This is a genomic window from Pseudomonas sp. A0308, from assembly GCF_044218815.1.
Taxonomy (GTDB): Bacteria; Pseudomonadota; Gammaproteobacteria; order Pseudomonadales; family Pseudomonadaceae; genus Aquipseudomonas; species Aquipseudomonas iridis.
This window is the reverse complement of the sequence record NZ_CP162581.1, coordinates 3,944,710-3,968,955: the sequence shown is the minus strand read 5'-3', so window position 1 is coordinate 3,968,955 and position 24,246 is coordinate 3,944,710. Positions and strand designations below refer to the sequence as shown.

The window sequence follows — 24,246 nt, the reverse complement described above, 5'->3', positions numbered from 1 at the left end:
TGCTTATCATGGCGAGCACATCCGTCTTCAAAGAGTTCCTTATGCGCCGCCTGCTCACCGGCTGTTTCGTCACCCTGCTGCTGTTGCTCAACACCCTGATCCTGATCGGGCCGTTGCTGGTGTTTGCCTTGCTCAAACTGATTGCGCCCGGCCGCTGGCGCGATCATGCGTCGGCGGCGGTGATGTGGATCGCCGAGACCTGGGCGGAAATCGACAAGCTGATTTTCCGCCTGTGCATCCCGACTCAGTGGGACATTCGCGGTGGCGAAAACCTGCGCCGGGACACCTCGTATCTGGTGGTCAGCAACCATCAGTCGTGGGTCGACATTCCGGCACTGATCCAGACCCTCAACCGACGCACGCCGTTCTTCAAGTTCTTCCTTAAAAAGGAGCTGATCTGGGTGCCGTTCCTGGGTTTGGCCTGGTGGGCACTGGACTACCCGTTCATGAAGCGCTACACCAAGGCGTTTCTGGCGAAAAACCCGGAGCTGGCGGGCAAGGATCTGGAAATCACCAAAGCCGCCTGTGAGCTGTTCAAGCGCCAGCCGGTGACGGTGGTGAATTATCTGGAAGGCACGCGCTACACGGCTGCCAAAAGCAGCCAGCAGCAATCACCGTTCAACCAATTGCTCAAGCCCAAGGCCGGCGGCGTGGCGTTCGTGCTGGCGGCGATGGGTGAACAGCTGGACGCGATTCTCGACGTCACCGTGGTTTATCCACAGCAGAAGATTCCGGGATTCTGGGACTTGATCAGCGGCGGCGTGCCGCGAGTGATCGTCGACATCCAGACCCGCGAACTCGACCCCGCGCTGTGGCAGGGCGATTACGCCAACGATCCGGTGTTTCGCGAGAAGGTCCAGAACTGGGTCAACCAACTCTGGACGCTCAAGGATCAACGCATCACCGAGTTACGCGGCGAGCGGAGCTGATTCAGCTACCGGTGCCGGTGCCCCAGATGCCGCCAAGGCTGCTCAACAGCGAACCACCGACGCCCTGCTGACCGAGGTATTGCAGGATCACCGGGGCAAATTGGCCGATCATGCCGCTGTCCATGCCCAGCGCGCTGAACGCGTTGTTCAGGTCATTGGTGTCCTTGACGTTGCCCAACGCGTTTTCCAGACCGGCGGATTTGCCCGACGAACCGAGCAAGCCGCTCAATGCCGCCAGATTGCCGCTGCCACCCGAGAGCTTGTCGATGCCCGGCACTTCCTTGGCCAGCTGCGAGTAGTCAGTGCTGCTCAGCTGGTTTTTCGCCAGGCCCAGCATCGCACTGGTACCACCAACGGCTTGCTGCGGCGTGACGTCCAAAGCGCTAAGCGCGCTCAACAGACCGGCGGTTTCCGAGGTCGGCGCCGCGGCGGCAGCCTTGTCACCGCCCTGCATGCCCGAAACCGCCCCCGCTACATCGTTGAGGCTGAAACCGGCAAGCGCGGGGCCTGCGGTCAACGCCATCAATGAGGCCAAGGCAAAACCGCGTGCAATCTTCATTTCAGACATCCTCTTGTGACGTAAAGACCGTTCATTCAACGATCAAACTGCCGGTTTGACCGGGTATGCGCCGCCATGTTCCGGAACCGCTAGCGTCACTGTCGCAGAGCCTGTGTGGAGAAACTGTGAAATCCCGTGAGCGAAGGTTGCGTGGCGCTGTGATGGATAAAAAAACGGCGACCAATGGTCGCCGTTTTTTTCTCGCTCGCTTACGCGGCACTGAACAACTTGTGCGGATCAATCACAAACTTCTTCGGTACACCGGCATCGAACTCGCCATACCCTTCCGGCGCCTGATCGAGGCTGATCACCTGCACGCCCACCACTTCGGCAATGTTGATGCGATCCCACATGATCGCCTGCATCAGTTGGCGGTTGTACTTCATCACTGGCGTTTGCCCAGTGTGGAAGCTGTGGGATTTGGCCCAGCCCAGGCCGAAACGAATGCTCAGGCTGCCCATTTTCGCAGCGGCGTCGACGGCACCCGGATCTTCAGTCACGTAAAGGCCCGGGATACCGATCTTGCCGGCCACGCGCACTACGCCCATCAACGAGTTGAGTACCGTGGCCGGGGCTTCGGATTTAACACCGTCGTGACCGTGTCCACGGGCTTCGAAGCCAACGCAGTCCACCGCGCAATCCACTTCCGGCTCGCCCAACAGCGCGGCGATCTGTTCGTGCAGCGGGGTGTCTTTCGACAGGTCGACGATCTCAAAACCCTGCGCTTTGGCGTGGGCCAGGCGGATGGTGTTGACGTCGCCAACGATCACTACTGCTGCGCCGAGAAGGCGTGCCGATGCGGCGGCGGCCAGACCGACCGGGCCGGCACCTGCGATGTAAACCGTGCTGCCCGGGCCTACGCCTGCGGTGACTGCACCGTGATAACCGGTCGGCAGAATGTCTGAGAGGCAAGTCAGGTCGCGGATTTTCTCCATGGCCTTGTCGCGATCCGGCAGTTTCAGCAGGTTGAAGTCAGCGTAGGGGACCAGCACGTATTCAGCCTGGCCACCGGTCCAGTCACCCATGTCGACGTAACCGTAAGCACCGCCGGCACGGGCCGGGTTGACGGTCAGGCAGACGCCGGTGTGTTGCTCTTTGCAGGAACGGCAGCGCCCGCAAGCCACGTTGAACGGTACGGAAACCAGATCACCGATTTTCAGGTTTTCGACGTCGGAGCCTTTTTCGATCACCTCGCCGGTGATCTCGTGGCCCAGCACCAGACCGGTCTGCGCCGTGGTACGGCCGCGCACCATGTGTTGGTCGGAGCCGCAGATGTTGGTGGAAACCACTTTGAGAATGACCCCGTGCTCGATCTTGCGACCACGCGGGTCCTGCATTTTCGGATAGTCGATTTTCTGTACTTCGACCTTGCCAGCGCCGAGATACACCACACCACGATTGCCAGACATGCTTTCACCTCGCTGTTGTTTTTATGGAACCGCGTTGCCCAGGCAGGCAGCGCGTTGAGTGCTCGGGTTATTGCTTGTTGGTTTTGCGTTGTCAGTAATGGCCTCATCGCTGGCAAGCCAGCTCCCACAGGATTCGGGTTGGATTGAAATTTTGTAACCGACACAAATCCCTGTGGGAGCTGGCTTGCCAGCGATGGCGATCTAAAGAACGACTGTTCGATTGGCGTTGAGAAACACCCTTCTTTCGATGTGATACCCCACCGCGCGAGCCAAGGTCAGGCCTTCGATATCTCGCCCCTTGGCAATCAAATCTTCCGGGTAATGGCTGTGATCCACCGCCTCGACACCCTGGGCAATGATCGGCCCTTCATCGAGATCGTTGTTGATGTAGTGCGCCGTCGCGCCGACCAGTTTCACGCCTTTGTTGTAAGCCTGGTGATACGGTTTGGCGCCCTTGAAACCCGGCAGCAGCGAGTGATGAATGTTGATCGCCTTGCCATCGAGCTTGCGACACAGCTCTGGCGACAGCACCTGCATATAGCGGGCGAGGATGACCAACTCGGCGCCAGACTCTTCGATCACCTGCCAGACCTGGCGCTCTTGCGACGGTTTGTCGTTGGGATCGAGAGGGAAATGGTAGTAGGGAATCTGGTGCCAATCGGCCAGCGGCTTGAGGTCCGGATGATTGGACACCACCGCCGCGACATCCATCGACAATTGACCGATGCGCTGGCGGTAGAGCAAGTCGTTGAGGCAGTGATCAGCCTTGGAAACCATGATCACTACCTTTGGCCGGTAGTTCGGCGCAGTCAGCTCGAAGATCATGCCAAACGCCTGACCCCGTTCTGCGAGGCCGGCGCGAAAGGCTTGTTCGTCGAAGCCGTCGGGCTGGCGGAATTCCACGCGAATGAAGAAGCGGCCGGAGAGCCGGTCATCGAACGAATGGTGCTCGGTGACGTAGCAACCCTGCTCGAACAGAAAACGCGTGACCGCGTCCACAGTGCCGAGGACGCTTGGGCAGTCGGCGGTCAGAATCCATGTGTCTGGGGCGCGGCTCATGGTGCGGTGACTCCTGTTCTTTGTGCGGGGTGTCAGGTTTTCCCCTCACCCTAGCTCTCTCCCGGAGGGAGAGGGGACTGACCGAGTTGTGCTTTCGAGCTACGCCGACCTGAAATTCCGAAAGTGAATGCAGATCGCAAAAACACCCGAGATCGGCCCCCTTTCCCCTCTCCCCCTTGGGGAGAGGGCTGGGGTGAGGGGGAAAAAATCTCCAGCCCTACACGCAAGCACGCTCAACGCAATTCACTTCAAGCCTGAACGCTCAACCCGTACTCGGCCGAAGCATCCTGCAACCACAACCACCAGTAATCCGAGAAGCTGCGGCGGATCAGCAGCTCCCAGGTGTCTTCAGCGGTATGGCGAATCATCAGTTGCGACTTGGCGAACACCGTGCCCACCGCTTTACCGACCGGGAAGCTGTTCGGATGCACGTCGTAGCTGGTGGACTTCATCAGCACCTGACGCACGTTCGGCCCGCTCAGTTCGAGCAGTTGCTGGCCACCGCTGACGTTGACGATCGCGATGTGCAGATCGCCCAGCGCTTCACGCAGTTTCTGTTCAGCGGCGAACTCCTCACCGCTTGGCACGATCAGCAGCCATTCATCCGGGCCCATCCATTGCAGGCTGGTTTCGCCCTCGACGATCACGCTCAGGGCGCCGGGCAATTCGATGCCCAGTGCTTTGTGCACGCCAGCGGCGAACGCTGGATCATGACCGTCGCCACGAATGGTCAGATGGCCGAGGAGTTTGCGCTCACGCACGATCACGCCGGCGTTCTTGCGGCCCTTGCCGACCAGGCTGGCGAGGTCGGCATGGTGCAGCGACGACTCGGCACGGGCACCGGTGGTCGGGCGTTGTTGGTACACGTTGGCTGTGGTCATAAAGCACCTTTGCTGAATTCTGTTGGTTCCTGTGGTGGCTGATCTGCCGCTTTCGCGAGCAGGCTCGCTCACCCAGGTGAACGCGGTCGAATGTGGGAGCGAGCCTGCTCGCGAATAGCCGCCCGCCCACAGTTCTCGAGACCATCAAATGTTCTGGCGATCACCCTTCGGATCGAAGAACACCGAAGAAACGATTTCCGCCTCGATCACGCTGCCGTCCGCCAACGGTGCAAACACCCGCTCGCCAAGACGCTTCAAACCGCCCTTCACCACGCCCATCGCAAACGAATAGCCCAGGGAGTTGTGCGCATAGCTGGAAGTCACGTGGCCGACCATGGTCATCGGGATCGTCTGTTTAGTGTTGAACACCAACTGCGCACCTTCCGGCAGCCATTTGGTCGGATCGATCGGCTTCAGGCCGACCAACTGCTTGCGCTGATCACGCACGCAGTCTTCACGGTTCATGCCGCGCTGGCCGATCCACGAGAACGGTTTGGTGCGACCGACACACCAGCCCATGTTCAAGTCGTCCGGGGTCATCGAGCCGTCAGTGTCCTGGCCGACGATGATGAAACCCTTCTCGGCGCGCAGGACGTGCATGGTTTCGGTGCCATACGGCGTCAGGTTGTACTGTTTGCCCGCCTCGACGATTTTCTCCAGCACGCCCATCGCGTAGTCGGCCTGCACGTTGACTTCGTACGACAGCTCACCGGTGAACGAGATGCGGAACACCCGCGCCGGCACACCGCCGACCAGACCTTCTTTCCAGGTCATGAACGGGAACGCTTCGTTGCTCAAATCGATATCGGTGACAGCGCTGAGCAGCTTGCGGCTGTTCGGGCCGGACAGGGTCATGGTCGCCCAGTGGTCGGTCACGGAGGTGAAGTACACCTTCATGTCCGGCCATTCGGTCTGGTGGTACAGCTCCAGCCATTGCAGCACGCGAGCGGCGCCGCCAGTGGTGGTGGTCATGACGAAATGGTTGTCCGCCAGGCAAGCCGTCACACCGTCGTCGAAGACCATGCCGTCTTCTTTGCACATCAAACCGTAACGGGCTTTGCCCACATCGAGTTTGGTCCAGGCGTTGGTGTACACGCGGTTAAGGAACTCGCGGGCATCCGGGCCTTGAATGTCGATCTTGCCCAGCGTCGAGGCGTCGAGCAGGCCGACGCTGTCGCGCACGGCTTTGCATTCGCGCTTCACAGCGGCATGCAGGTCTTCGCCGTTTTTCGGGAAGTACCACGGACGCTTCCACTGGCCGACGTCTTCGAACTCGGCGCCGTTTTTCAGGTGCCATTGGTGCAGTGCGGTATAACGCACCGGCTCGAAGATGTGCCCGCAGTGGCGGCCGGCGATCGCGCCGAAAGTCACTGGCGTGTAGTTCGGGCGGAACATCGTGGTGCCCATCTGCGGGATGGTCACGTTCAGCGAACGGGCGGCGATGGCCAGACCGTTGACGTTGCCCAGTTTGCCCTGATCGGTGCCGAAGCCCAGCGCGGTATAGCGTTTGACGTGCTCGACCGATTCGAAACCTTCGCGAGTCGCCAGTTCGATGGCGGCGGCGGTGACATCGTTTTGCAGGTCGACGAATTGCTTCGGCGCCCGTGCGGTGCCCTTCTCATGCGGCACCTGGAACAGCGCCAGCGTCGGCTCTTCGTGACGACTCAAGGCTTTTGGCAGCACGCCTTCAACGGTCTGGAAACCGGCTTCGGCAGCGGCGCGCACGCCACCTTCAAAACCGTCAGCCAGCGAATCGCCGAGACCGTAAACACCGTTGATGCCACCGACGCACACGCGTTTCTGCGGTGCTTCGCCCGGTACGAAACCGAGGATGTCTTCACGCCAGGTCGGCTTGCCGCCCAAGTGCGAGGCCAGGTGAACCACCGGGCTGTAGCCGCCGGAGCTGGCGACCACGTCGCAGTCGAGCCATTCGCCCGGACTGGTCACGGCGTGCGCTTTGACATCAATCGCGGCGACGCGGGCAGCAGTGACGCGCTTGCTGCCTCGGGTCTCGATTACGGCGCTGCCGGTGAGGATGCGGATGCCTTTGGCGCGAGCCTCCTCAACCAGTGCGCCACGCGGATTGCTGCGAGCATCGGCGATGGCCACCACTTGCAGGCTGGCGTCGAGCCAATCGAGCGCCACGCGGTAGGCGTGATCGTTGTTGGTGCTGAGGACCAGTTTCTTGCCCGGCGCCACACCGTAGCGGCGCACGTAAGTCGATACCGCACCGGCGAGCATGTTGCCCGGCACATCGTTGTTGCCGTAGACCAGCGGACGCTCGCAAGCGCCAGTGGCCAGCACCACACGCTTGGCGCGAACGCGGTGGATGCGCTGACGCACCTGACCGATTGGCGCACGGTCGCCGAGGTGATCGGTGAGGCGTTCGTGAATGGTCAGGAAGTTGTGGTCGTGGTAACCGTTGACCGTGGCGCGCGGCAGGATCAGCACGTCCGGGGTGTTTTTCAGTTCGGTGATGACGCTGGCAACCCACTCCAACGCAGGCTTGCCGTCGAGGCTTTCGCGCGAATCAAGCAGGCTGCCGCCAAACTCTTCCTGCTCATCGGCGAGGATCACGCGAGCACCGCTACGCGCAGCGGCCAGTGCTGCAGCGAGACCGGCCGGGCCACCGCCAACAATCAGCACGTCGCAGTGCTGGTTCATGTAGTCGTAGGTGTCCGGATCATTCTCGGTCGGCGAGCGGCCAAGACCTGCAGCCTTACGAATGTACTTCTCGTAAGTCATCCAGAACGATTGCGGGTACATGAAAGTTTTGTAGTAGAAACCCGGCGGCATCAGCTTGCCGCCGACCTTGCCGAGAATCCCCATCATGTCGTTGTTGACGCTCGGCCAGCCGTTGGTGCTGGTCGCGACCAGACCTTGATACAGCGCCTGTTGCGTGGCGCGCACGTTGGGGATCTGCGTGGCTTCGGTAGCACCGATCTGCAGCACCGCGTTCGGCTCTTCGGCACCGGCAGCAAAGATGCCGCGTGGGCGCGAATACTTGAAGCTGCGGCCGATGATGTCGACGCCGTTGGCGATCAGCGCCGAGGCCAGCGAGTCACCCTCGAAGCCTTTGTAGCTCTGACCGTTGAAGGTGAAGCTCAGCACTTTGTTGCGGTCGATCCGTCCACCGTTGGACAGGCGATTGGTCTGGCTCATACCTTCTCTCCCAGCGCCGTCGTGGCTGTTTTCGCAGCATCAGCCTTGTCGGTGAATTGCGGCTTGGTGCCGATCTTGTAGGTTTCGAGAATCTCGTAGGTCACGGTGTCGCGGGTGACGTTGAAGTACTGGCGGCAACCGGCGACGTGATCCCACAGCTCGTGGTGCAGACCGCGCGGGTTATCGCGGAAGAACATGTAGTCGCCCCACTCCGCATCGGTGCAGCTTGCAGGGTCCAGCGGACGCGGAATGTGCGCCTGACCGGATGCGTGGAATTCCTCTTCGGAGCGCAGCTCGCCGCAGTGAGGACAGAAGATATGCAACATGGGGATTTCTCCTGTTAGTGGGCAACCGCAGCAGCGCCGTGTTCATCGATCAACGCACCGTTGTGGAAACGGTCGATGGAGAAAGGTGCGGCCAACGGGTGCATTTCACCCTTGGCCAGGCTCGCGGCAAACACGTTGCCCGAGCCAGGTGTTGCCTTGAAGCCACCGGTGCCCCAACCGCAGTTGAAGAACATGTTCGGCACCGGGGTTTTCGAAATGATCGGGCACGCATCCGGCGTGGTGTCGACGATGCCGCCCCACTGGCGGTTCATGCGTACACGGGACAACACCGGGAACATCTCGACGATGGCCTGAATGGTGTGCTCGATCACCGGGTACGAACCACGCTGGCCGTAACCGTTGTAGCCGTCGATACCGGCGCCGATCACCAGGTCGCCCTTGTCGGACTGGCTGATGTAACCGTGCACGGCGTTGGACATGATCACGCTGTCGATAATCGGTTTGATCGGCTCGGACACCAGTGCTTGCAGCGGGTGGGATTCGATTGGCAGACGGAAACCGGCGAGTTTGGCCATGTGCCCGGAGTTACCGGCCGTCACCACGCCGACGCGCTTGGCGCCGATAAAACCCTTGTTGGTTTCAACGCCGATGCACACGCCGTTTTCTTTGCGGAAACCGATGACTTCGGTCTGTTGGATCAAGTCCACGCCCAAAGCATCAGCAGCACGGGCAAAGCCCCACGCCACGGCATCGTGACGGGCGACGCCGCCGCGACGCTGGACGGTTGCGCCGAGCACTGGGTAGCGGGTGTTTTTCGAGCAATCGAGGTACGGAATCTCGTTGGCGACTTGCTCAGTGTTGAGCAACTCGCCATCGACGCCGTTGAGGCGGTTGGCGCTGACCCGACGTTCGGAATCGCGGATATCCTGCAAGGTGTGGCACAGGTTGTAGACGCCGCGCTGGGAGAACATCACGTTGTAGTTCAAGTCCTGCGACAGGCCTTCCCACAATTTCATCGCGTGTTCGTACAGATGCGCCGACTCGTCCCACAGATAGTTGGAACGCACGATGGTGGTGTTGCGCGCGGTGTTACCGCCGCCCAGCCAGCCTTTCTCGACCACGGCGACGTTGGTGATGCCGTGCTCTTTTGCCAGGTAATAAGCAGTTGCCAGACCGTGCCCGCCGCCGCCGACGATGACCACGTCGTAGACCTTTTTCGGGGTCGGCGTGCGCCACATCTTCTGCCAGTTTTCGTGGTGGCTGAGCGAGTGTTTGAAGAGGCCGAAGCCCGAATAGCGTTGCATAGTCATGTACTCCAGAACGCTCAGCGATAAACCGGGAAGTCAGCGCACAGGGCCGCGACGTTTTTCGCCACATCCGCCTCAACATCGGCATCGCCAAGGTTATCGAGGATGTCGCAGATCCAGCCGGCCAGTTCAGTGCACTGCGTCACTTTGAAGCCGCGAGTCGTGACGGCCGGGGTGCCGATGCGCAGACCGGACGTCACGAACGGCGACTGCGGATCGTTCGGCACCGCGTTCTTGTTGACGGTGATGTGTGCACGGCCGAGGGCGGCATCGGCGTCTTTGCCGGTCAGGCCCTGACGGATCAGGCTGACCAGGAACAGATGGTTGTCAGTCCCGCCGGACACTACATCGTAGCCACGTTTGATAAATACGCTCGCCATCGCCTGGGCGTTGTCGATCACTTGTTGCTGATATGCCTTGAAGCCAGGCTCCAGCGCTTCCTTGAAGCACACGGCTTTACCGGCGATGACGTGCATCAGCGGGCCACCCTGAGCGCCAGGGAACACCGCAGAGTTGAGTTTCTTTTCAATTTCTTCGTTGGACTTGGCCAGGATCAAGCCACCACGCGGGCCGCGCAGGGTTTTGTGCGTGGTGGTGGTGACCACGTCGGCGTACGGCAGCGGATTCGGGTACAGACCGGCCGCGACCAGACCGGCGACGTGAGCCATGTCGACGAACAGCAGCGCACCGACCTTGTCGGCGATCTGGCGGAAGCGCGGGAAATCCAGAGTCTTGGAGTAAGCCGAGAAGCCGGCGATGATCATTTTCGGCTGGCACTCAACGGCCAGACGCTCGACCTCGTCGTAATCGATCAGGCCGGTATCGGTGTTGATCCCGTACTGCACGGCGTTATAGAGCTTGCCCGAGGAAGACACTTTGGCGCCGTGGGTCAAGTGACCACCGTGGGCCAGGCTCATGCCCAGAATGGTGTCGCCCGGCTGGATCAACGCCAGGTACACGGCGCTGTTGGCCGAGGAACCGGAGTGCGGCTGGACGTTGGCGTAATCGGCGCCGAACAGTTGCTTGGCGCGCTCGATGGCCAGCGCTTCGACTTTATCCACATGCTCGCAGCCGCCGTAGTAGCGCTTGCCCGGATAGCCTTCGGCGTATTTGTTGGTGAGGCCGCTGCCTTGGGCTTGCATCACGCGTTTGCTGGTGTAGTTCTCCGACGCGATCAGCTCGATGTGATCTTCCTGACGTTGCTCCTCGGCATTCATCGCCGCCAGCAGTGCATCGTCGTAACCCTGGATCTGGTCTTGCTTGCTGAACATCGCGTCTCTCCCAGCGGCGGCGGTGCGCCATTCGTCTCGGTCAGGCACCTGCGTGCCCTTTGATGCGATGGTATGACCGGCGCAGACAGCTCAAATGCCTACGGACGCCACGCAAAGGTGCGTTTACGACATGGCGGGAAAAGCCCTTGCCAGACTCGATCTCAAAAACACTGGAGAACCCTGTGGGAGCTGGCTTGCCAGCGATGGCGGTGGCACATCTGGCATTGATGGAGGCTGACCCACCGCTATCGCTGGCAAGCCAGCTCCCACAGGGTTAGGCGGCGATCTGGCGGATAAGTAGTAGCAGGAGGAAATGGCCCGGATAGAGGGCGTACGCCCAGCGGCGCATGGGTGGCGGATAAAGTGACCGGGCATGTCGCAACAGGAACATTCCCAGCCATGGCGCAATCAGGCAAATGATAAGGCCGAAGATCGCCAACTCATTGCCGAACCGCGCAGATTCAAACAACACCCGCCACTGATTCGCCGCCAGGCACACCAGCCCCGGCAACACCGCGAAATACCACGGGCGACGAATCACCCACAACGTCGCCAGCGGCAGCAAAACACCAAAGAAACCGAACATCAGCCGTTCCGAGAACAACGCAGAAAGCAGCAACGCGCCAACGCCGAGCAGTCGCGGAACCAGCGCTCTATCCTGCCAGCCCCGCGCCACCAGCAATCCCAGCGCCAGCGTCGGCATGACGTTCAACGTGTCGGGATCAGGAATGTACAACCGATACGGAATCTCGCTGACCAGGCTGAACAACAGCAACCAGCCCAGATACCCCCACTCGGTCTTGCGCGCACCCGCACGATCAAGATTCGCCGCCATTGCCAGACAAAACCATGGAAACGCCAACCGCCCAGGCACATACAGCCAATCGACGGAGAACCCGACATATCGCAGGTGATCGAGCAACATGCTCAACAGTGCCAGCCACTTGAGCAGATCCAGCGCGCCGTCGCGATTGCTCAGGTGCATAATCGGCCCGTGTCCTTGTAGAGTTTTGACAGCGACATCTCGTGTGCTCCCCGGAAGATCTTCGGTAAAGTGCGCACCATCATTGACCAACGAAGCGCCACAAGCGTTTCGATCACGGAAGCCGGCCATGACCGACAAGAGCCAACAATTCGCCAGCGACAACTATTCCGGTATTTGCCCTGAAGCCTGGGCTGCCATGGAACAGGCCAACCACGGCCACCAACGCGCTTACGGCGACGATGAATGGACCGCTCGCGCGGCCGACCATTTCCGCAAGCTGTTCGACACCGATTGCGAAGTCTTCTTCGCCTTCAACGGCACCGCCGCCAACTCGCTGGCCCTGTCGTCGCTGTGCCAGAGTTATCACAGCGTGATCTGCTCGGAAACCGCCCACGTCGAAACCGACGAATGTGGCGCCCCGGAATTCTTCTCCAACGGCTCGAAACTGCTGATCGCCGGCACTGAAAACGGCAAGATCACCCCGGCCTCGATCCGCGAAGTCGCGCTCAAGCGTCAGGACATTCACTACCCTAAACCGCGTGTCGTGACCCTGACCCAGGCCACTGAAGTCGGTAGCGTCTACACCCCGGAAGAAATCCGCGCCATCAGCGCCACCTGCAAAGAGCTGGGCCTGAACCTGCACATGGACGGTGCGCGTTTCTCCAACGCCTGCGCGTTCCTCGGCTGCTCGCCAGCGGATCTGACCTGGAAGGCCGGTGTTGATGTGTTGTGTTTTGGTGGCACCAAAAACGGCATGGCCGTCGGTGAAGCGATCCTGTTCTTCAACCACAAACTGGCCGAAGACTTCGATTACCGCTGCAAACAGGCCGGACAGCTGGCCTCGAAGATGCGCTTTCTGTCGGCACCGTGGGTGGGCATCCTCGAAAACGACGCCTGGCTCAAATACGCCCGCCACGCCAACCACTGCGCACAACTGCTGGCCGAACTGGTCAGCGACATTCCGGGTGTCGAGCTGATGTTCCCGGTCCAGGCCAACGGCGTTTTCCTGCAACTGTCCGAGCCGGCCATCGCCGCGCTGACCGAACGCGGCTGGCGCTTCTACACCTTCATTGGCAAGGGCGGGGCACGCTTCATGTGCTCGTGGGATACCGAGGAAGAGCGCGTACGCGAACTGGCGCGCGACATCCGCGAAGTCATGAGCGCCTGACCTGACACAACCCCTCTACCTGTAGGAGCTGCCGCAGGCTGCGATCTTTTGATCTTGATCCTAAAAACAGAATCAAAAGATCGCAGCCTGCGGCAACTCCTACACGGCCCCTTCGTCGATTGCCTTTCTGCGCTTGGTCTACATTGTCTGTCGAGCCCTCCGCTCACATAACAATAAGCAGGAGCATCGGCATGTCGTTACAAGGCAAAACCCTGTTCATCACCGGCGCCAGCCGTGGCATTGGCCGTGAGATTGCGCTGCGAGCCGCCAGGGACGGAGCAAATGTTGTCATTGCGGCGAAAAGCGCCGAACCCCACGCCAAGTTGCCCGGCACCATCCACAGCGTCGCCGCGGAAGTCGAAGCGGCGGGCGGCAAAGCCTTGGCGTTGCAACTGGATGTGCGTGACGACGAAGCGGTGCGCCAGGCGTTAGCGCAGGCCAACGAACATTTCGGCAGCATCGATGCGCTGGTGAACAACGCCGGGGCGATCAAATTGACCGGCGTGCAACACATCGAACTCAAGCGTTTCGACCTGATGCACCAGATCAACACCCGCGCAGTGCTGCTGTGCAGCCAGGCCGCCCTGCCCTATCTGAAGAAATCCGCCGGGCACATTCTCAACCTGTCGCCACCACTGAACCTGGCGACCAAGTGGTTCGCCCAGTACAGTCCGTATACCGTGACCAAATACGGCATGAGCATGCTGACACTGGGCATGAGCGAGGAATTCGCCGGGTATGGGATCAGCGTCAACTCACTGTGGCCGCAGACAATGATTGCCACGGCAGCGATTGAGTTTCAGTTGGGCAACAGAGAGTCGTTCAAGCATGCGCGCACGCCCGAGATCATGGCGGATGCGGCGTATGTGATTTTGAGTAGCAGCAAGCGGCAGATCACGGGGCGATTGCTGATTGATGAGGAGATTTTGCGCGAGAGCGGTGTAAGCGAATTCAATCACTATCGCTTCGAGCCGGACAGCGACGCAACCCTGATGCCCGACCTCTTCGTAGATTGAAATCCATAACCCCTGTGGGAGCGAGCCTGCTCGCGAATAGGCCGTGTCAGAAAACGCAGATGCTGAATGACACATCGCATTCGCGAGCAGGCTCGCTCCCACATTGGATTTGCGCCAATCTTTAGAACTCGATGCGCACGTCGCCCTTCGGCACGCTGCAGCACGACAAGATAAATCCTTCCGCCTCGTCGTCCTCGGTAATCCCGCCGTTGTGCTCCATCTCCACTTCGCCCCCAAGCTTGAGCACCTTGCACGTCCCGCAAATCCCCATGCCGCAGGCTTTCGGGATCATCAGGCCGAGCTTGGCCGCCGCCGCATGCACGGTCTCGCCCGGTGCCACACGAATGCTCTTGCCGGACGAAGTGAATTCCACCTGATGCAGATCCGCCGCGTCGATTTCCGGGGCGTCGGCTGCCTGCTCGGCCTGTTCGACAGCATCGGCGCGAGCCTCGGGGGGCGTGGCACCGAAGGATTCTTCGTGGTAGCGCGACATGTCGTAACCGGCGGCTTCCAGCAGCCGCTTGACGGCGTGCATGTACGGCGTCGGCCCGCAGCAGAACACTTCGCGCTCGAGGAAGTCCGGCACCATCAATTCGAGCATCTTGTGATTGAGGTAACCGCGATACCCGGCCCACGGCTCACCCAAGCCGTGCTTCTCACAGATCAGGTGCAGGCTGAAGTTGTCGATCCGCGAGGCCATGTGTTCCAGCTCGCGGTGGTAAATGATGTCTTTGGGCGAGCGCGCGCTGTGGACAAAGGTCATGTCGACGTTGGCGTTGGTGTCGTAGAACCAGCGCGCCATCGACATGCACGGCGTAATACCGACGCCGCCGCTGAGGTACAGGACTTTCGGACTCGGATAGTCCATGGCATTGAACAGCCCGACCGGCCCGTGCACCGCCAGCTCCTGGCCTTCATGCAGCGTGTCGTGCAACCAGTTGGAAACCTTGCCGCCCGGCACCCGTTTGATCGTCACCGAAAAGCTGTAAGGCACCGACGGCGAACTGGAAATGGTGTACGAACGCATGATCGGCTGGCCTTCGATTTCCAGCTCCAGGGTGACGAACTGCCCGGGCTTGAAGAAGAACAGGATCGGCTGATCGGCCATGAAGCAGAAGGTGCGCACGTCCCAGGTTTCCTGGATGACTTTGACGCAACGGACAATGTGTCGACCATTGGCCCAGGTCTGGGTGGTGACCGGATTCAGGAAGCTGTTGGACATGCTGTTCTCCACGGCCGACTGTCGGCCTTCATGTGGCGATTCTGCGTATAGCGCAGACCGCCCGTTTACCTATCCGCGACATCGGCATACTTATCGCGACCAGCCCCCAACCACCGGGGGTTGCGCGTCGGGAACAGATTGCACCATGTCGCCCATGGATAAGGTTCCGCCCTGCGCCGGGCCCACACTCGCCCCAACACCAAAACAGATTCTTTACACCTTGCGTAGCAACCGTTAGCAGCACACCTGATTAGCCACTTTCGCCGGCCACGCAGATGGCCATGAGGATCACATCGATGGACGTCACCGCAAAAATCAGCCTGGGCGATCCGCTGGAACCCGCACGCAAGGCCACCGCCCAAATGTTGCAGGAGCGCGAGCGCACCTTCTCGCTGCCGCAACCGTTCTACAGCGACGAACGGCTGTTCGATATCGACATGCAGGAGATCTTCCAGAAAGAGTGGTTGATCGCCGGCATGACCTGCGAAATCCCGACCAAGGGCAACTACCTGACCCTGCAGGTCGGCAAAAACCCGATCATCGTCATCCGTGGCGCCGAAGGTGTGGTGCATGCGTTCCATAACGTCTGCCGCCACCGTGGCTCGCGCCTGTGCACCAGTGAAAAGGGCAAGGTCGCCAAACTGGTCTGCCACTACCACCAGTGGACCTATGAGCTGGACGGTCGCCTGCTGTTCGCCGGTACCGAAATGGGCGCCGACTTCGACATGAAGCAGTACGGCCTCAAACCGGTGAACGTAAAGACAGCTGGCGGCTACATCTTTATCAGCCTGGCGGAGAATCCACCGGCCATCGATGACTTCCTGTCGACGCTGAACCACTACATGGAACCGTACGACATGGAGAACACCAAGGTGGCAATCACCACCACCCTGGTGGAAAAGGCCAACTGGAAACTGGTGCTGGAAAACAATCGCGAGTGCTACCACTGCAACGCCTCGCACCCGGAACTGCTAAAAACCCTGCTGGAGTGGGACGACGTCACCGACCCGCGCGCCGATCAGGCGTTCAAGGATCACGTCGCGGCCTCCGCCGCGGCCTGGGAAGCCGAAAAGATCCCGTACGCCCACGCCAGTTTCGGCCTGCGCAACCGCATCGTGCGTATGCCGCTGCTCAAGGGCACCGTGTCGATGACCCTCGACGGCAAACAGGGCTGCGCCAAACTGATGGGCCGCATCAAGAACCCGGATCTCGGTTCGATGCGCATCCTGCACCTGCCGCACTCGTGGAACCACTGCATGGGCGATCACATCATCGTCTTCACCGTGTGGCCGATCAGCGCCCAGGAAACCCTGGTTACCACCAAATGGATCGTGCACAAGGACGCGGTTGAAGGCGTCGATTACGACGTAGAACGCATGCGCCAGGTGTGGGATGCGACCAATGATCAGGATCGGCGTCTGGCCGAAGAAAACCAGCGCGGGATCAACTCCACGGCTTACCAGCCGGGGCCATACTCGAAGACCTATGAGTTTGGTGTGGTGAATTTCGTCGATTGGTACAGCGAGCGGTTGTTGAGCAACCTTGGGGCTGAGCCTGCGCCGTATCTCAAGGGTGTGCCCGTTCAAGGATAAAAAGCATCACTGGCAAGCCAGCTCCCACAGGGTTCTGCGGTGTACACATAAGTTGTGAGCCCCCGAAGCCTTCAGGAGCTAGCCTGCCAGCGATGGCGTCCTGGGATTCTGCTCCGTTGCAATTGAATGAATTTTGATCAATCACGCCACACACCATACCCGCCAAGCCCCCCAGCCTTCCGCAAACAACTTATCCACATACCCACCCACAGCAAATGGGGACAACTGTGGATGACTCGAAAAATAACCCACTGATTTGTGAAGAAAAACCGTGACTTATGCAAAAGCATGGTTTGCGATGACTATTGAACGTTTTTTGACCACATCTCTGTATGCAGCGGTTTGTATGGCTTGCAGAGGATGACGAACACCTTATCCACAGAAGCGCCAACAGAGATCGGGGGTAACTTTACCGGCTCTGTGGAAAACCACGCCAAACCGTCATAAACCGAGGCTTTCAGGGTTTTAATTGGTATTCCGCAGCACATTGATCACTATTTGACCAAATGTCTTAAAGCCTTTATATACAAGGCCTGTGGCCAATAGCGAACATCTTATCCACAGAAACGCCAACAGACTTTGGGGGCAAATCGAAAATAAGCAGGAGCCTTATCCACACAAAAAAACCCGTAAAAACCGTGGGTTAGCCTGATCAGTTTTCATACAGCAGGCTACAGGCCCTGTTTCACGTGCCCTACAGAGAACCGCGAACAACTTATCCACAAGCGTGTGCACAGCGATTGTGAGTAACATGCTGCTTGATTGAAATTGCGCAAAAATACTCGGGCGAAAAGTTCATCTACACTCACTTTTGCAGTTATATCCAATGGCCTGGGTTAATGCAGAAGTCCTTGGCGTTATAAAAGGAGGTAGACCAGTGATGTGGCAGGGCACGCCCAGCCATCACTGCGCCAAAGGTTTTACGCTGATTGAATTACTACTGACGTTGGCCTTACAGGCCACGCTTTCGACAGTGGCTTATCCGCTGACGGCGTTGATGGATAAACGCAACCGGGGACTTGACCTGCAACGTTCGTTGCGGGAAAAACGCCGTGCGATTGACTCCTGCAAAGAAGCCAGCCACGACAGTCGTATTGAAAAAACTATCAACGACAGCGGTCACCCGCCCTCTCTTCAGGCATTAGTCGAGAAGGGCATGCCCCGGCACTTGCGCCAACACACCAAAGCCCGGCAAGCCGTGCTGCGCAATTACTCGACCTCCATTCGCCTGACACTGAGCCCCTATCGCACCCCCGACTCTCTGCAAACCCTGCTGGAGCGCCGCTACCTGCGCCGGGCCTTTGCTTGTCCACTGGCCGGCACTGCCGGCCGGGGTGGCGGGCGACAAGCCATTCGAGCCAATCAACTTTCAGTCATCAATCACAGCTTTACAGGGCAAGGCTGTAATCAAGGGTGGATGTTTCTGTCTGGCCCTGGGCAGAACAACTCTGCAACTTGCATCACTCCCGTGGAGATCCGCTAACCAATAATGCCAATTGAACAAGCACACTGATCGTTCCAGCAGTTCGGAACTTGTTTATCTGAATTGAAGGTGGACTAGAGCATGAATAAATACACAAAAGGATTTCTCAAATGGACGCTGGCAGCTTTGTGTTTGGCGCCGACCTTGAGTTGGGCACATGGCGCCCTGGATTTCCCGGCATCACGTGCGGTGAACTGCCAGGCTACCGGAGGCTACTGGCAATCAGAGGATGGTTCCTCCATCGTCGATAAAGGTTGCCGCGAATCAGCCAAACTCTTTAATACCCCTGCCGAAAGAGTATTCGCCGCCCAACAATGGAATGAGGTTGCACACATCCCGGAGATTGATAATCCATCGTTGGATCAGATCAAGGCCATTATCAAAGATGACCAGATCTGCGCCGCGAATGACCCCAGAAAGGCCAGCCTGGATTACCCCACACCCTACTGGACCAAGACCGACGTTGTAGCCGGGCAGGCACTGACCCTGCGACTCATTGGCACCGCACCCCATGTACCCAGCAGGTTCTATGCATTTACCAGTAAACAAGGCTTCGATTCGGCGACTGACAAACTAAAGTGGGGCGATCTGGTGCAGTTGGGCCAGGAAGAAGTCTTCACCGTCGCAAAAACAAACTGGCTGACGCCACCCAGACTACCCGGCGCATCAGGATATTTCGAGATAGTCAGAACTATCCCTGACGGGCTTTCAGGGAATGGGCTGGTTGTCGGCATCTGGATACGAAACGACCCGAATGGCGAGTTTTTCATTTCGTGTTCGGACGTGAGTTTCAAAGGTGGAGGTGTACCCGAAGAACCTCACAATATCGGCAGCTTTATCAACGGCGACATGGGTGCCCTCAAGCCCGGTGATTCTGTGCACTTTCGGATCTTCGGTAACGATGGGGCAAAAAAAGAGCTGGTCGATATCATCCATAAAATCAGCGCAGCTAATTTGCCGCCTGCTCGATGGGGCAAGGAAATAGCTGACCAGGTCGACCCCGCTATCGCCAGAATTGGCGAGTTGCAGGGTTCGACCGTTACTTACAACGTGCAGAACCCTTCAAGCAACTCGACTTATGCCACTCAAAAAGGTTACAGCCAGGCCATGTCGATCATTGCAGGCGAGGATCCAGGCCCTGTTAATCCGGCGCCACCGGTCGCGCGCATCACCGGGCCTGCGACATTGAAGACGGGACAACCCTTTACGTTCAACGGCACGTCATCATCGGCAAGTAATGGCGCCCTGCTCTTTCAGTGGGCCGTTCCAGGGATGACAGGCGCACAGGACGGCCCGACCGTCAGCGGCATCGCATTACCCGTCACACAGCCAGGCAAGTTCACGGCCCGCTTGAATGTTCGCGATCCGAAAAATGGCAAAACGGACCAAGCGGAGTTCGAATTTACCGTGACGCCAGCCAGCGACGGCGGAGAGTACCCGGCCTACAAAGAAGGCACCCCGTATAGGGCCGGCGATATCGTGACTAACGCGGGCAAAAACTATCAGTGCAAACCCGAACCTGTCACTGCCTGGTGTGCCGGCGCCGCGTGGGCTTATGCCCCAGGGGCAGGCTCTTCGTGGAAAGATGCCTGGGATGAAGTTGAATGAATCAACAGTGCGCAAGTACACGTCGCATGGCGCCTTATTTCGAGCAACACCACTGTGGACGATGGACTTGAACTGCAACGGGTAGGGAGCGTTATCCACATGAAGATCAGCTTGCCGGCGATGGCGGTGTATCAGTCAGTTATATTTTGACTGTTGTGCCGCTATCGTCGGCAAGCCAACTCCTGCGTGGGTTGGCATGTCCTTGAGTTAACGGACCACACCCTCTTCGATCAGCAGCTTGAGAATCGCCTGGGCGCCGTCTTCGGCGCTCACGCCCTTGAGCACCTGCCCCCCGCCACCACTGGCCTTAGCCGTAGCAGCCTTCATCCTGTCAGCACCACTTTTGGCCTTGATCACTTTCAAGCGCTTCGGCCGCGGCTTGGCCGGTTGCAGCGTGGCGGCAGACAAAAGCTCATCGTCGATAACTTCGACGTCATCAGCCTCCAACTGCCCACGCCGCGCCGGCCCATACGCACTCTGCCTCGGCTTCGGCGCTGCGTTATCCACAGTCGCCAGAAATGGTAATTTCACCTTCAACCGGCGACGTTGCCCACGCGGTAGCGCTTGCAACACCAATGCCGAGCCATCATTGATCGACTCGACCTGGGCCAATCCGACCACCAGTGGCCAACCCAACCCTTCCGCCAGCAGAAACGGCAACATGCCCGAGCCCTCGCCGGTTTCTGCCTGGCTACCGGTCAGCACTACTTGAGCACCGGCCTCCCGCAGATAAGCCGTCAGCGCCGGCAGCGCATCCGCGCCCGCCGGTTGCTCCAGCACATGCATCTGCTCCAGACCCATGCCCAGATAGGCGCGCAATGCGGGTTCCGCGACATCGCCGGCATGCAGCACTTGCAGGTTGTCCCCAGCCAGTTGCAAACCCAGTTCCACTGCCCGTGCATCCTGCTCCGCCCGGCGTGGGCGGCCGGAGGTCGGGTGGGCGCCGATTGAAACCAGACTGATGATTTTCGTGTTCATAGCGTTTCCTTAAGCCGCATCGCGCTTGGCGTCGTTGCGGTAGGCCGCTACCGCCGCGATCAAGGCTTGAAGAATCTCTGCGCTCTCGCCGATCACTGACAGGTCGGCACGTTTGATCATGTCGCAACCCGGATCGAGGTTGATCGCCACCACTTTGTCGCAGGCGCCAATGCCTTGCAGATGCTGGATCGCGCCGGAAATCCCCACCGCCACATACACCCGCGCAGTGACCCAGGTACCGGACGCGCCGACCTGACGATCACGCGCCATGTAGCCGTCGTCCACCGCCACCCGCGAAGCGCCTTCGGTGGCACCCAGTGCGGCAGCAGTCTGGTGGAACAGCGCCCAGTCCTTGACCCCGTTACCGCCAGAGAAGATGAACTCGGCCTCGGCCATCGGAATGGCCGCAGGGTCCACCGCCACCGCGCCCAGATCCTCGATTCGCGACAAGCTGCGCGCGACGCTTGTGGATAACTCCACGGGCAGCGCTTCGTGGCGAGTTTCGCTGACCGGTTCTGCGCATTCGGCCGAGGCCAGAATCAATCGAGCGACCGGACGCGCCAGGTCTTGCAGCCCCGCACCGGCGCGGCCGATGCATTGCTCATCCTTGACCTGCCAGACCCGTGTGGCCGGACGTTCTCCCAACGCTGCAGCAAAGCGACGGCCGAGTTCACCGCCACCGCTGCGACTGTCCGGCAGCAACCAGTGACGCGGACTGAACTGGTTATCCACAGCCCGCAGGCCCTGCACCCGTTGTTCCGGTGCATAACCGTTGAACGCTTCGCCATCGAGCACCAGCAAGCGATCAACGCCCGCCGTGGCAAATGCGCTTTCCTTGTGCTCGCCGAACACCACCGCCAGCACCGCCCCATCCTTGCCGGCCAACTCATGGGCAAGACCCAGCAAGTCGCGGTCGTGGCTGCTCAAGCGGCCACCGACCATGTCCGGCACCACGCTGATGTAGAACGCCGGGGCCGGCACCTGATGCAGCGGCAATTGCACCTCTACAGCGGCGGAACGCTTAGTCGCCCCGCCCTGTTGCGCGCCGCTGCGGTCGATACGCTTGATGCCGTTGGGGCCAATAAAACCGATGCCGTGCAGGTTTTTACGGATGACGCCGTTCGGCCCCATCCAGCTGTGTTGTGCCGGTTGCATCGCCGCGTGCAGCGGATGCAGTCGGTTGCGGGCGATCCATTCGGCGCGCGGATCGCGGCGGATAATGTCGCTCATCAGTGGGCCTCCGCGGGTTCACGTTGGGCCGGCGTGGTCGGCTTGCTTGGCGCGGCTTCTTCGAGCAGCGCATCGGCGACCAGTTCGGCAATGTCCTTGATCAGTGGACGCGGTTCGACCACGCCTTCGAGCATCGCCGTGCACTGTGGACAACCCACGGCCACCAGTTCAGCGCCGGTTTCGCGGATGTCGTCCATGCGCATGTCGGGGATACGCTGTTTGCCCGGAATGTCGGTGATCGGCGCGCCGCCACCGCCGCCGCAGCAGCGCGAACGGAAGCCCGAACGTTGCATCTCTTTGACTTCGATACCGAGCGCACGCAGCACTTCACGCGGCGCTTCGTACTCGCCGTTGTAGCGGCCGAGATAGCATGGATCGTGATAGGTCACGCTGTTGCCTTTGTGCTGCCCGAGGTTGAGCGCGCCGGCCTGAATGATTTCCGCCATGTAGGTGCTGTGGTGCTGCACCAGGTAATTGCCGTCGAACGCGCCGTACTCGTTTTTCAGCACATGAAAACTGTGCGGATCACAGGTGACGATGCGGTTGAAGCTGTACTTGGCCAAGGTCTGGATATTGCGTTTGGCGAGCTGCTGGAACGTCGCTTCGTCGCCGAGACGGCGGGCCACGTCGCCGCTGTCGCGTTCCTCAAGACCGAGTACGGCGAAGTCGACCTTCGCTGCCTTCAGCACTTTGACGAAGGCGCGCAAGGTGCGCTGGTTGCGCATGTCGAAGGCGCCGTCGCCGACCCAGAACAGCACGTCGGTGGATTTCTTTTCGCTGAGCAGGTTCAGGTTCAAATCCGCCGCCCAGTTCATCCGCCCGCCCGGTGCGAAACCGCCGGGGTTGTCGGTGGCGATGAGGTTTTCCAGCACCTCGGCGCCCTTGTTCGGTGTTGCGCCTTTTTCCAGGGTGAGGTGGCGGCGCATGTCGACGATAGCGTCGACGTGCTCGATCATCATCGGGCATTCCTCGACGCAGGCGCGGCAAGTGGTGCAAGACCACAGGGTCTCGGCATCGACCAGACCGTTGACGATCGGTTGATGCGGATTGCCTGCATGCTCGCCGACTGGTTTGCCTGGATACGGGCTGCCAGCGAACTTGGCATCGGTGCCGCCAGCGAGGCCGACGACCATGTCCTGAATCAGTTTTTTCGGGTTCAGCGGCTGGCCGGCAGCGAACGCCGGGCACGCGGCTTCACACTTGCCGCACTGCACGCAGGCGTCAAAACCGAGCAACTGGTTCCAGGTGAAATCCTTGGGTTTTTCCACGCCCAGCGGTGCGCTCGGGTCGTTGAGGTCCAGCGGTTTCAAACCGGTGGAACGACCGCCGCCGAAACGTTCGGCACGACGGTGCCAGGCCAGATGCAGCGCGCCAGCGAAGGCGTGCTTCATCGGCCCGCCCCAGGTCATGCCGAAGAGCAATTCCGAAACGCCCCACAGCACGCCAATGCCGAGAATCACTGCCAGCAGCCAGCCACCGAAGTTCTCCGGGAGTATCCCGGCCACCGGCAACGTCACCAGAAAGAATGACGCCGAGAAGGCCAGCAGGCTTTTCGGCAGGCGCATCCACGGGCCTTTCGACAACCGTGCCGGCGGGTTGCGCCGGCGCAGGTAAACGAAGATCGCGCCGACGAACATCACCGCCGACATCAGCAGCAAGGCGTAACCGAGGATGCGGTTATGCAGGCCAAAGCCGTGCACCAGAATCGCCAGTACAATCGACGCCACCGCGCCGCCGGCCGTGGCCACGTGGGTGTTGGCGATGTATTTGTCCCGCGCCACCACATGGTGAAGATCGACCATGTAACGCTTGGGCATGGCCAGCAGGCCGCCGATCAGATCGACCTTCGAGGCCCGGCCCCGACGCCACATTGCCACCCGCCGCAACGCGCCAAGGACAGCGAGGCCCAGGGCTGCGAACAACAGGATTGGAAGAAGGGTGTTCAACATAGGTGAAGCTCCCACCAGTGCAACCTGGAGAAACACGATCCGCTTTACTGTGGGAGCGAGCCTGCTCGCGAAAGCGGTGAGTCAATCGACATCATCGTCAACTGACAGATTGCATTCGCGAGCAGGCTCGCTCCCACAGGGTTTGGTGCAA

Annotated in this window: 19 protein-coding genes; 6 read left to right on the top strand and 13 right to left on the bottom strand. The window is 59.9% G+C overall.

The window, feature by feature from the left end; all coding sequences use genetic code 11:
* The first annotated feature begins 41 nt into the window (after positions 1-41).
* Positions 42-929, top strand: a complete 888-nt coding sequence (locus AB4P92_RS18285) for an acyltransferase (protein WP_042561442.1) — start codon at positions 42-44, stop codon at positions 927-929.
* 1 nt (position 930) lies between these two features.
* Here the strand turns inward: AB4P92_RS18285 and AB4P92_RS18280 are convergent, their stop codons facing one another.
* The 9 genes from AB4P92_RS18280 to AB4P92_RS18240 form a co-directional block, all read right to left on the bottom strand.
* Positions 931-1,488, bottom strand: a complete 558-nt coding sequence (locus AB4P92_RS18280) for a DUF2780 domain-containing protein (RefSeq protein WP_395597970.1) — start codon at positions 1,486-1,488, stop codon at positions 931-933.
* Positions 1,489-1,697: 209 nt separating this feature from the next.
* Positions 1,698-2,897 carry a formaldehyde dehydrogenase, glutathione-independent gene (gene fdhA / locus AB4P92_RS18275; RefSeq protein WP_042561444.1) on the bottom strand — a complete coding sequence of 400 codons (1,200 nt, stop codon included), beginning with the start codon at positions 2,895-2,897 and terminating at the stop codon, positions 1,698-1,700.
* Positions 2,898-3,098: 201 nt separating this feature from the next.
* Positions 3,099-3,956 (bottom strand): formyltetrahydrofolate deformylase, encoded by an 858-nt coding sequence (purU, locus tag AB4P92_RS18270; RefSeq protein ID WP_042561445.1) that lies wholly within the window; start codon positions 3,954-3,956, stop codon positions 3,099-3,101.
* Between the two features lie 248 nt (positions 3,957-4,204).
* Entirely contained in the window at positions 4,205-4,837 is a 633-nt protein-coding gene (locus AB4P92_RS18265; RefSeq protein WP_042561446.1) for a sarcosine oxidase subunit gamma, read from the bottom strand.
* Between the two features lie 144 nt (positions 4,838-4,981).
* A complete protein-coding gene (locus AB4P92_RS18260) occupies positions 4,982-7,999 on the bottom strand; it encodes a sarcosine oxidase subunit alpha (protein WP_042561447.1) in 3,018 nt (1,005 codons plus the stop codon).
* Complete coding sequence (locus AB4P92_RS18255; RefSeq protein ID WP_042561448.1) at positions 7,996-8,325, bottom strand: sarcosine oxidase subunit delta; 330 nt, start codon at positions 8,323-8,325, stop codon at positions 7,996-7,998. The genes AB4P92_RS18260 and AB4P92_RS18255 overlap by 4 nt, the downstream gene beginning before the upstream one ends.
* A gap of 14 nt (positions 8,326-8,339) precedes the next feature.
* On the bottom strand, positions 8,340-9,590 hold the full coding sequence (locus AB4P92_RS18250; protein ID WP_047303829.1) for a sarcosine oxidase subunit beta: 1,251 nt from the start codon (positions 9,588-9,590) through the stop codon (positions 8,340-8,342).
* Positions 9,591-9,610: 20 nt separating this feature from the next.
* Positions 9,611-10,864: a serine hydroxymethyltransferase gene (gene glyA, locus AB4P92_RS18245; RefSeq protein ID WP_042561450.1), complete on the bottom strand. Its 1,254-nt coding sequence runs from the start codon at positions 10,862-10,864 to the stop codon at positions 9,611-9,613.
* Positions 10,865-11,138: 274 nt separating this feature from the next.
* Positions 11,139-11,849 carry a TraX family protein gene (locus AB4P92_RS18240; RefSeq protein ID WP_395597969.1) on the bottom strand — a complete coding sequence of 237 codons (711 nt, stop codon included), beginning with the start codon at positions 11,847-11,849 and terminating at the stop codon, positions 11,139-11,141.
* A 127-nt stretch (positions 11,850-11,976) separates the two neighbouring features.
* On the opposite strand from AB4P92_RS18240, the gene AB4P92_RS18235 reads away from it, so the two are divergent.
* Both AB4P92_RS18235 and AB4P92_RS18230 read left to right on the top strand, forming a co-directional pair.
* A complete protein-coding gene (locus AB4P92_RS18235; RefSeq protein ID WP_042561452.1) occupies positions 11,977-13,017 on the top strand; it encodes a low specificity L-threonine aldolase in 1,041 nt (346 codons plus the stop codon).
* A 191-nt stretch (positions 13,018-13,208) separates the two neighbouring features.
* Positions 13,209-14,033 (top strand): SDR family oxidoreductase, encoded by an 825-nt coding sequence (locus AB4P92_RS18230; RefSeq protein ID WP_395597968.1) that lies wholly within the window; start codon positions 13,209-13,211, stop codon positions 14,031-14,033.
* A 121-nt stretch (positions 14,034-14,154) separates the two neighbouring features.
* Here the strand turns inward: AB4P92_RS18230 and gbcB are convergent, their stop codons facing one another.
* Positions 14,155-15,255, bottom strand: coding sequence for a glycine-betaine demethylase subunit GbcB (gene gbcB / locus AB4P92_RS18225; protein WP_042561454.1), 1,101 nt, complete (start codon positions 15,253-15,255; stop codon positions 14,155-14,157).
* Between the two features lie 296 nt (positions 15,256-15,551).
* On the opposite strand from gbcB, the gene gbcA reads away from it, so the two are divergent.
* From gbcA to AB4P92_RS18210, 3 genes are all read left to right on the top strand, one after another.
* Entirely contained in the window at positions 15,552-16,847 is a 1,296-nt protein-coding gene (gbcA, locus tag AB4P92_RS18220) for a glycine-betaine demethylase subunit GbcA (protein ID WP_042561455.1), read from the top strand.
* Between the two features lie 826 nt (positions 16,848-17,673).
* Positions 17,674-18,330: a prepilin-type N-terminal cleavage/methylation domain-containing protein gene (locus AB4P92_RS18215; protein ID WP_395597967.1), complete on the top strand. Its 657-nt coding sequence runs from the start codon at positions 17,674-17,676 to the stop codon at positions 18,328-18,330.
* An 81-nt stretch (positions 18,331-18,411) separates the two neighbouring features.
* Positions 18,412-19,938 carry a lytic polysaccharide monooxygenase gene (locus tag AB4P92_RS18210; RefSeq protein ID WP_395597966.1) on the top strand — a complete coding sequence of 509 codons (1,527 nt, stop codon included), beginning with the start codon at positions 18,412-18,414 and terminating at the stop codon, positions 19,936-19,938.
* A 207-nt stretch (positions 19,939-20,145) separates the two neighbouring features.
* Here AB4P92_RS18210 and AB4P92_RS18205 read toward each other — a convergent pair whose 3' ends face one another.
* The 3 genes from AB4P92_RS18205 to dgcB are packed head-to-tail and all read right to left on the bottom strand — an operon-like array spanning position 20,146 to position 24,095.
* On the bottom strand, positions 20,146-20,916 hold the full coding sequence (locus AB4P92_RS18205) for an electron transfer flavoprotein subunit beta (RefSeq protein WP_395597965.1): 771 nt from the start codon (positions 20,914-20,916) through the stop codon (positions 20,146-20,148).
* A gap of 9 nt (positions 20,917-20,925) precedes the next feature.
* The gene (locus AB4P92_RS18200; protein WP_150598113.1) at positions 20,926-22,146 is read right to left on the bottom strand and encodes an electron transfer flavoprotein subunit alpha/FixB family protein; all 1,221 of its coding nucleotides are present in this window, start codon (positions 22,144-22,146) and stop codon (positions 20,926-20,928) included.
* Positions 22,146-24,095: a dimethylglycine demethylation protein DgcB gene (gene dgcB, locus AB4P92_RS18195; RefSeq protein ID WP_395597964.1), complete on the bottom strand. Its 1,950-nt coding sequence runs from the start codon at positions 24,093-24,095 to the stop codon at positions 22,146-22,148. Before dgcB ends, AB4P92_RS18200 begins: the two co-directional genes overlap by 1 nt.
* Between the last annotated feature and the right edge of the window lie 151 nt (positions 24,096-24,246).

Bases quoted from the DNA above. Each gene is read 5' to 3' on its own strand.
- AB4P92_RS18285 (WP_042561442.1), top strand. From the start codon at position 42: ATGCGCCGCCTGCTCACCGGCTGTTTCGTCACCCTGCTGCTGTTGCTC.
- AB4P92_RS18280 (WP_395597970.1), bottom strand. From the start codon at position 1,488: ATGAAGATTGCACGCGGTTTTGCCTTGGCCTCATTGATGGCGTTGACC.
- fdhA (WP_042561444.1), bottom strand. From the start codon at position 2,897: ATGTCTGGCAATCGTGGTGTGGTGTATCTCGGCGCTGGCAAGGTCGAA.
- purU (WP_042561445.1), bottom strand. From the start codon at position 3,956: ATGAGCCGCGCCCCAGACACATGGATTCTGACCGCCGACTGCCCAAGC.
- AB4P92_RS18265 (WP_042561446.1), bottom strand. From the start codon at position 4,837: ATGACCACAGCCAACGTGTACCAACAACGCCCGACCACCGGTGCCCGT.
- AB4P92_RS18260 (WP_042561447.1), bottom strand. From the start codon at position 7,999: ATGAGCCAGACCAATCGCCTGTCCAACGGTGGACGGATCGACCGCAAC.
- AB4P92_RS18255 (WP_042561448.1), bottom strand. From the start codon at position 8,325: ATGTTGCATATCTTCTGTCCTCACTGCGGCGAGCTGCGCTCCGAAGAG.
- AB4P92_RS18250 (WP_047303829.1), bottom strand. From the start codon at position 9,590: ATGCAACGCTATTCGGGCTTCGGCCTCTTCAAACACTCGCTCAGCCAC.
- glyA (WP_042561450.1), bottom strand. From the start codon at position 10,864: ATGTTCAGCAAGCAAGACCAGATCCAGGGTTACGACGATGCACTGCTG.
- AB4P92_RS18240 (WP_395597969.1), bottom strand. From the start codon at position 11,849: ATGCACCTGAGCAATCGCGACGGCGCGCTGGATCTGCTCAAGTGGCTG.
- AB4P92_RS18235 (WP_042561452.1), top strand. From the start codon at position 11,977: ATGACCGACAAGAGCCAACAATTCGCCAGCGACAACTATTCCGGTATT.
- AB4P92_RS18230 (WP_395597968.1), top strand. From the start codon at position 13,209: ATGTCGTTACAAGGCAAAACCCTGTTCATCACCGGCGCCAGCCGTGGC.
- gbcB (WP_042561454.1), bottom strand. From the start codon at position 15,255: ATGTCCAACAGCTTCCTGAATCCGGTCACCACCCAGACCTGGGCCAAT.
- gbcA (WP_042561455.1), top strand. From the start codon at position 15,552: ATGGACGTCACCGCAAAAATCAGCCTGGGCGATCCGCTGGAACCCGCA.
- AB4P92_RS18215 (WP_395597967.1), top strand. From the start codon at position 17,674: ATGGCCTGGGTTAATGCAGAAGTCCTTGGCGTTATAAAAGGAGGTAGA.
- AB4P92_RS18210 (WP_395597966.1), top strand. From the start codon at position 18,412: ATGAATAAATACACAAAAGGATTTCTCAAATGGACGCTGGCAGCTTTG.
- AB4P92_RS18205 (WP_395597965.1), bottom strand. From the start codon at position 20,916: ATGAACACGAAAATCATCAGTCTGGTTTCAATCGGCGCCCACCCGACC.
- AB4P92_RS18200 (WP_150598113.1), bottom strand. From the start codon at position 22,146: ATGAGCGACATTATCCGCCGCGATCCGCGCGCCGAATGGATCGCCCGC.
- dgcB (WP_395597964.1), bottom strand. From the start codon at position 24,095: ATGTTGAACACCCTTCTTCCAATCCTGTTGTTCGCAGCCCTGGGCCTC.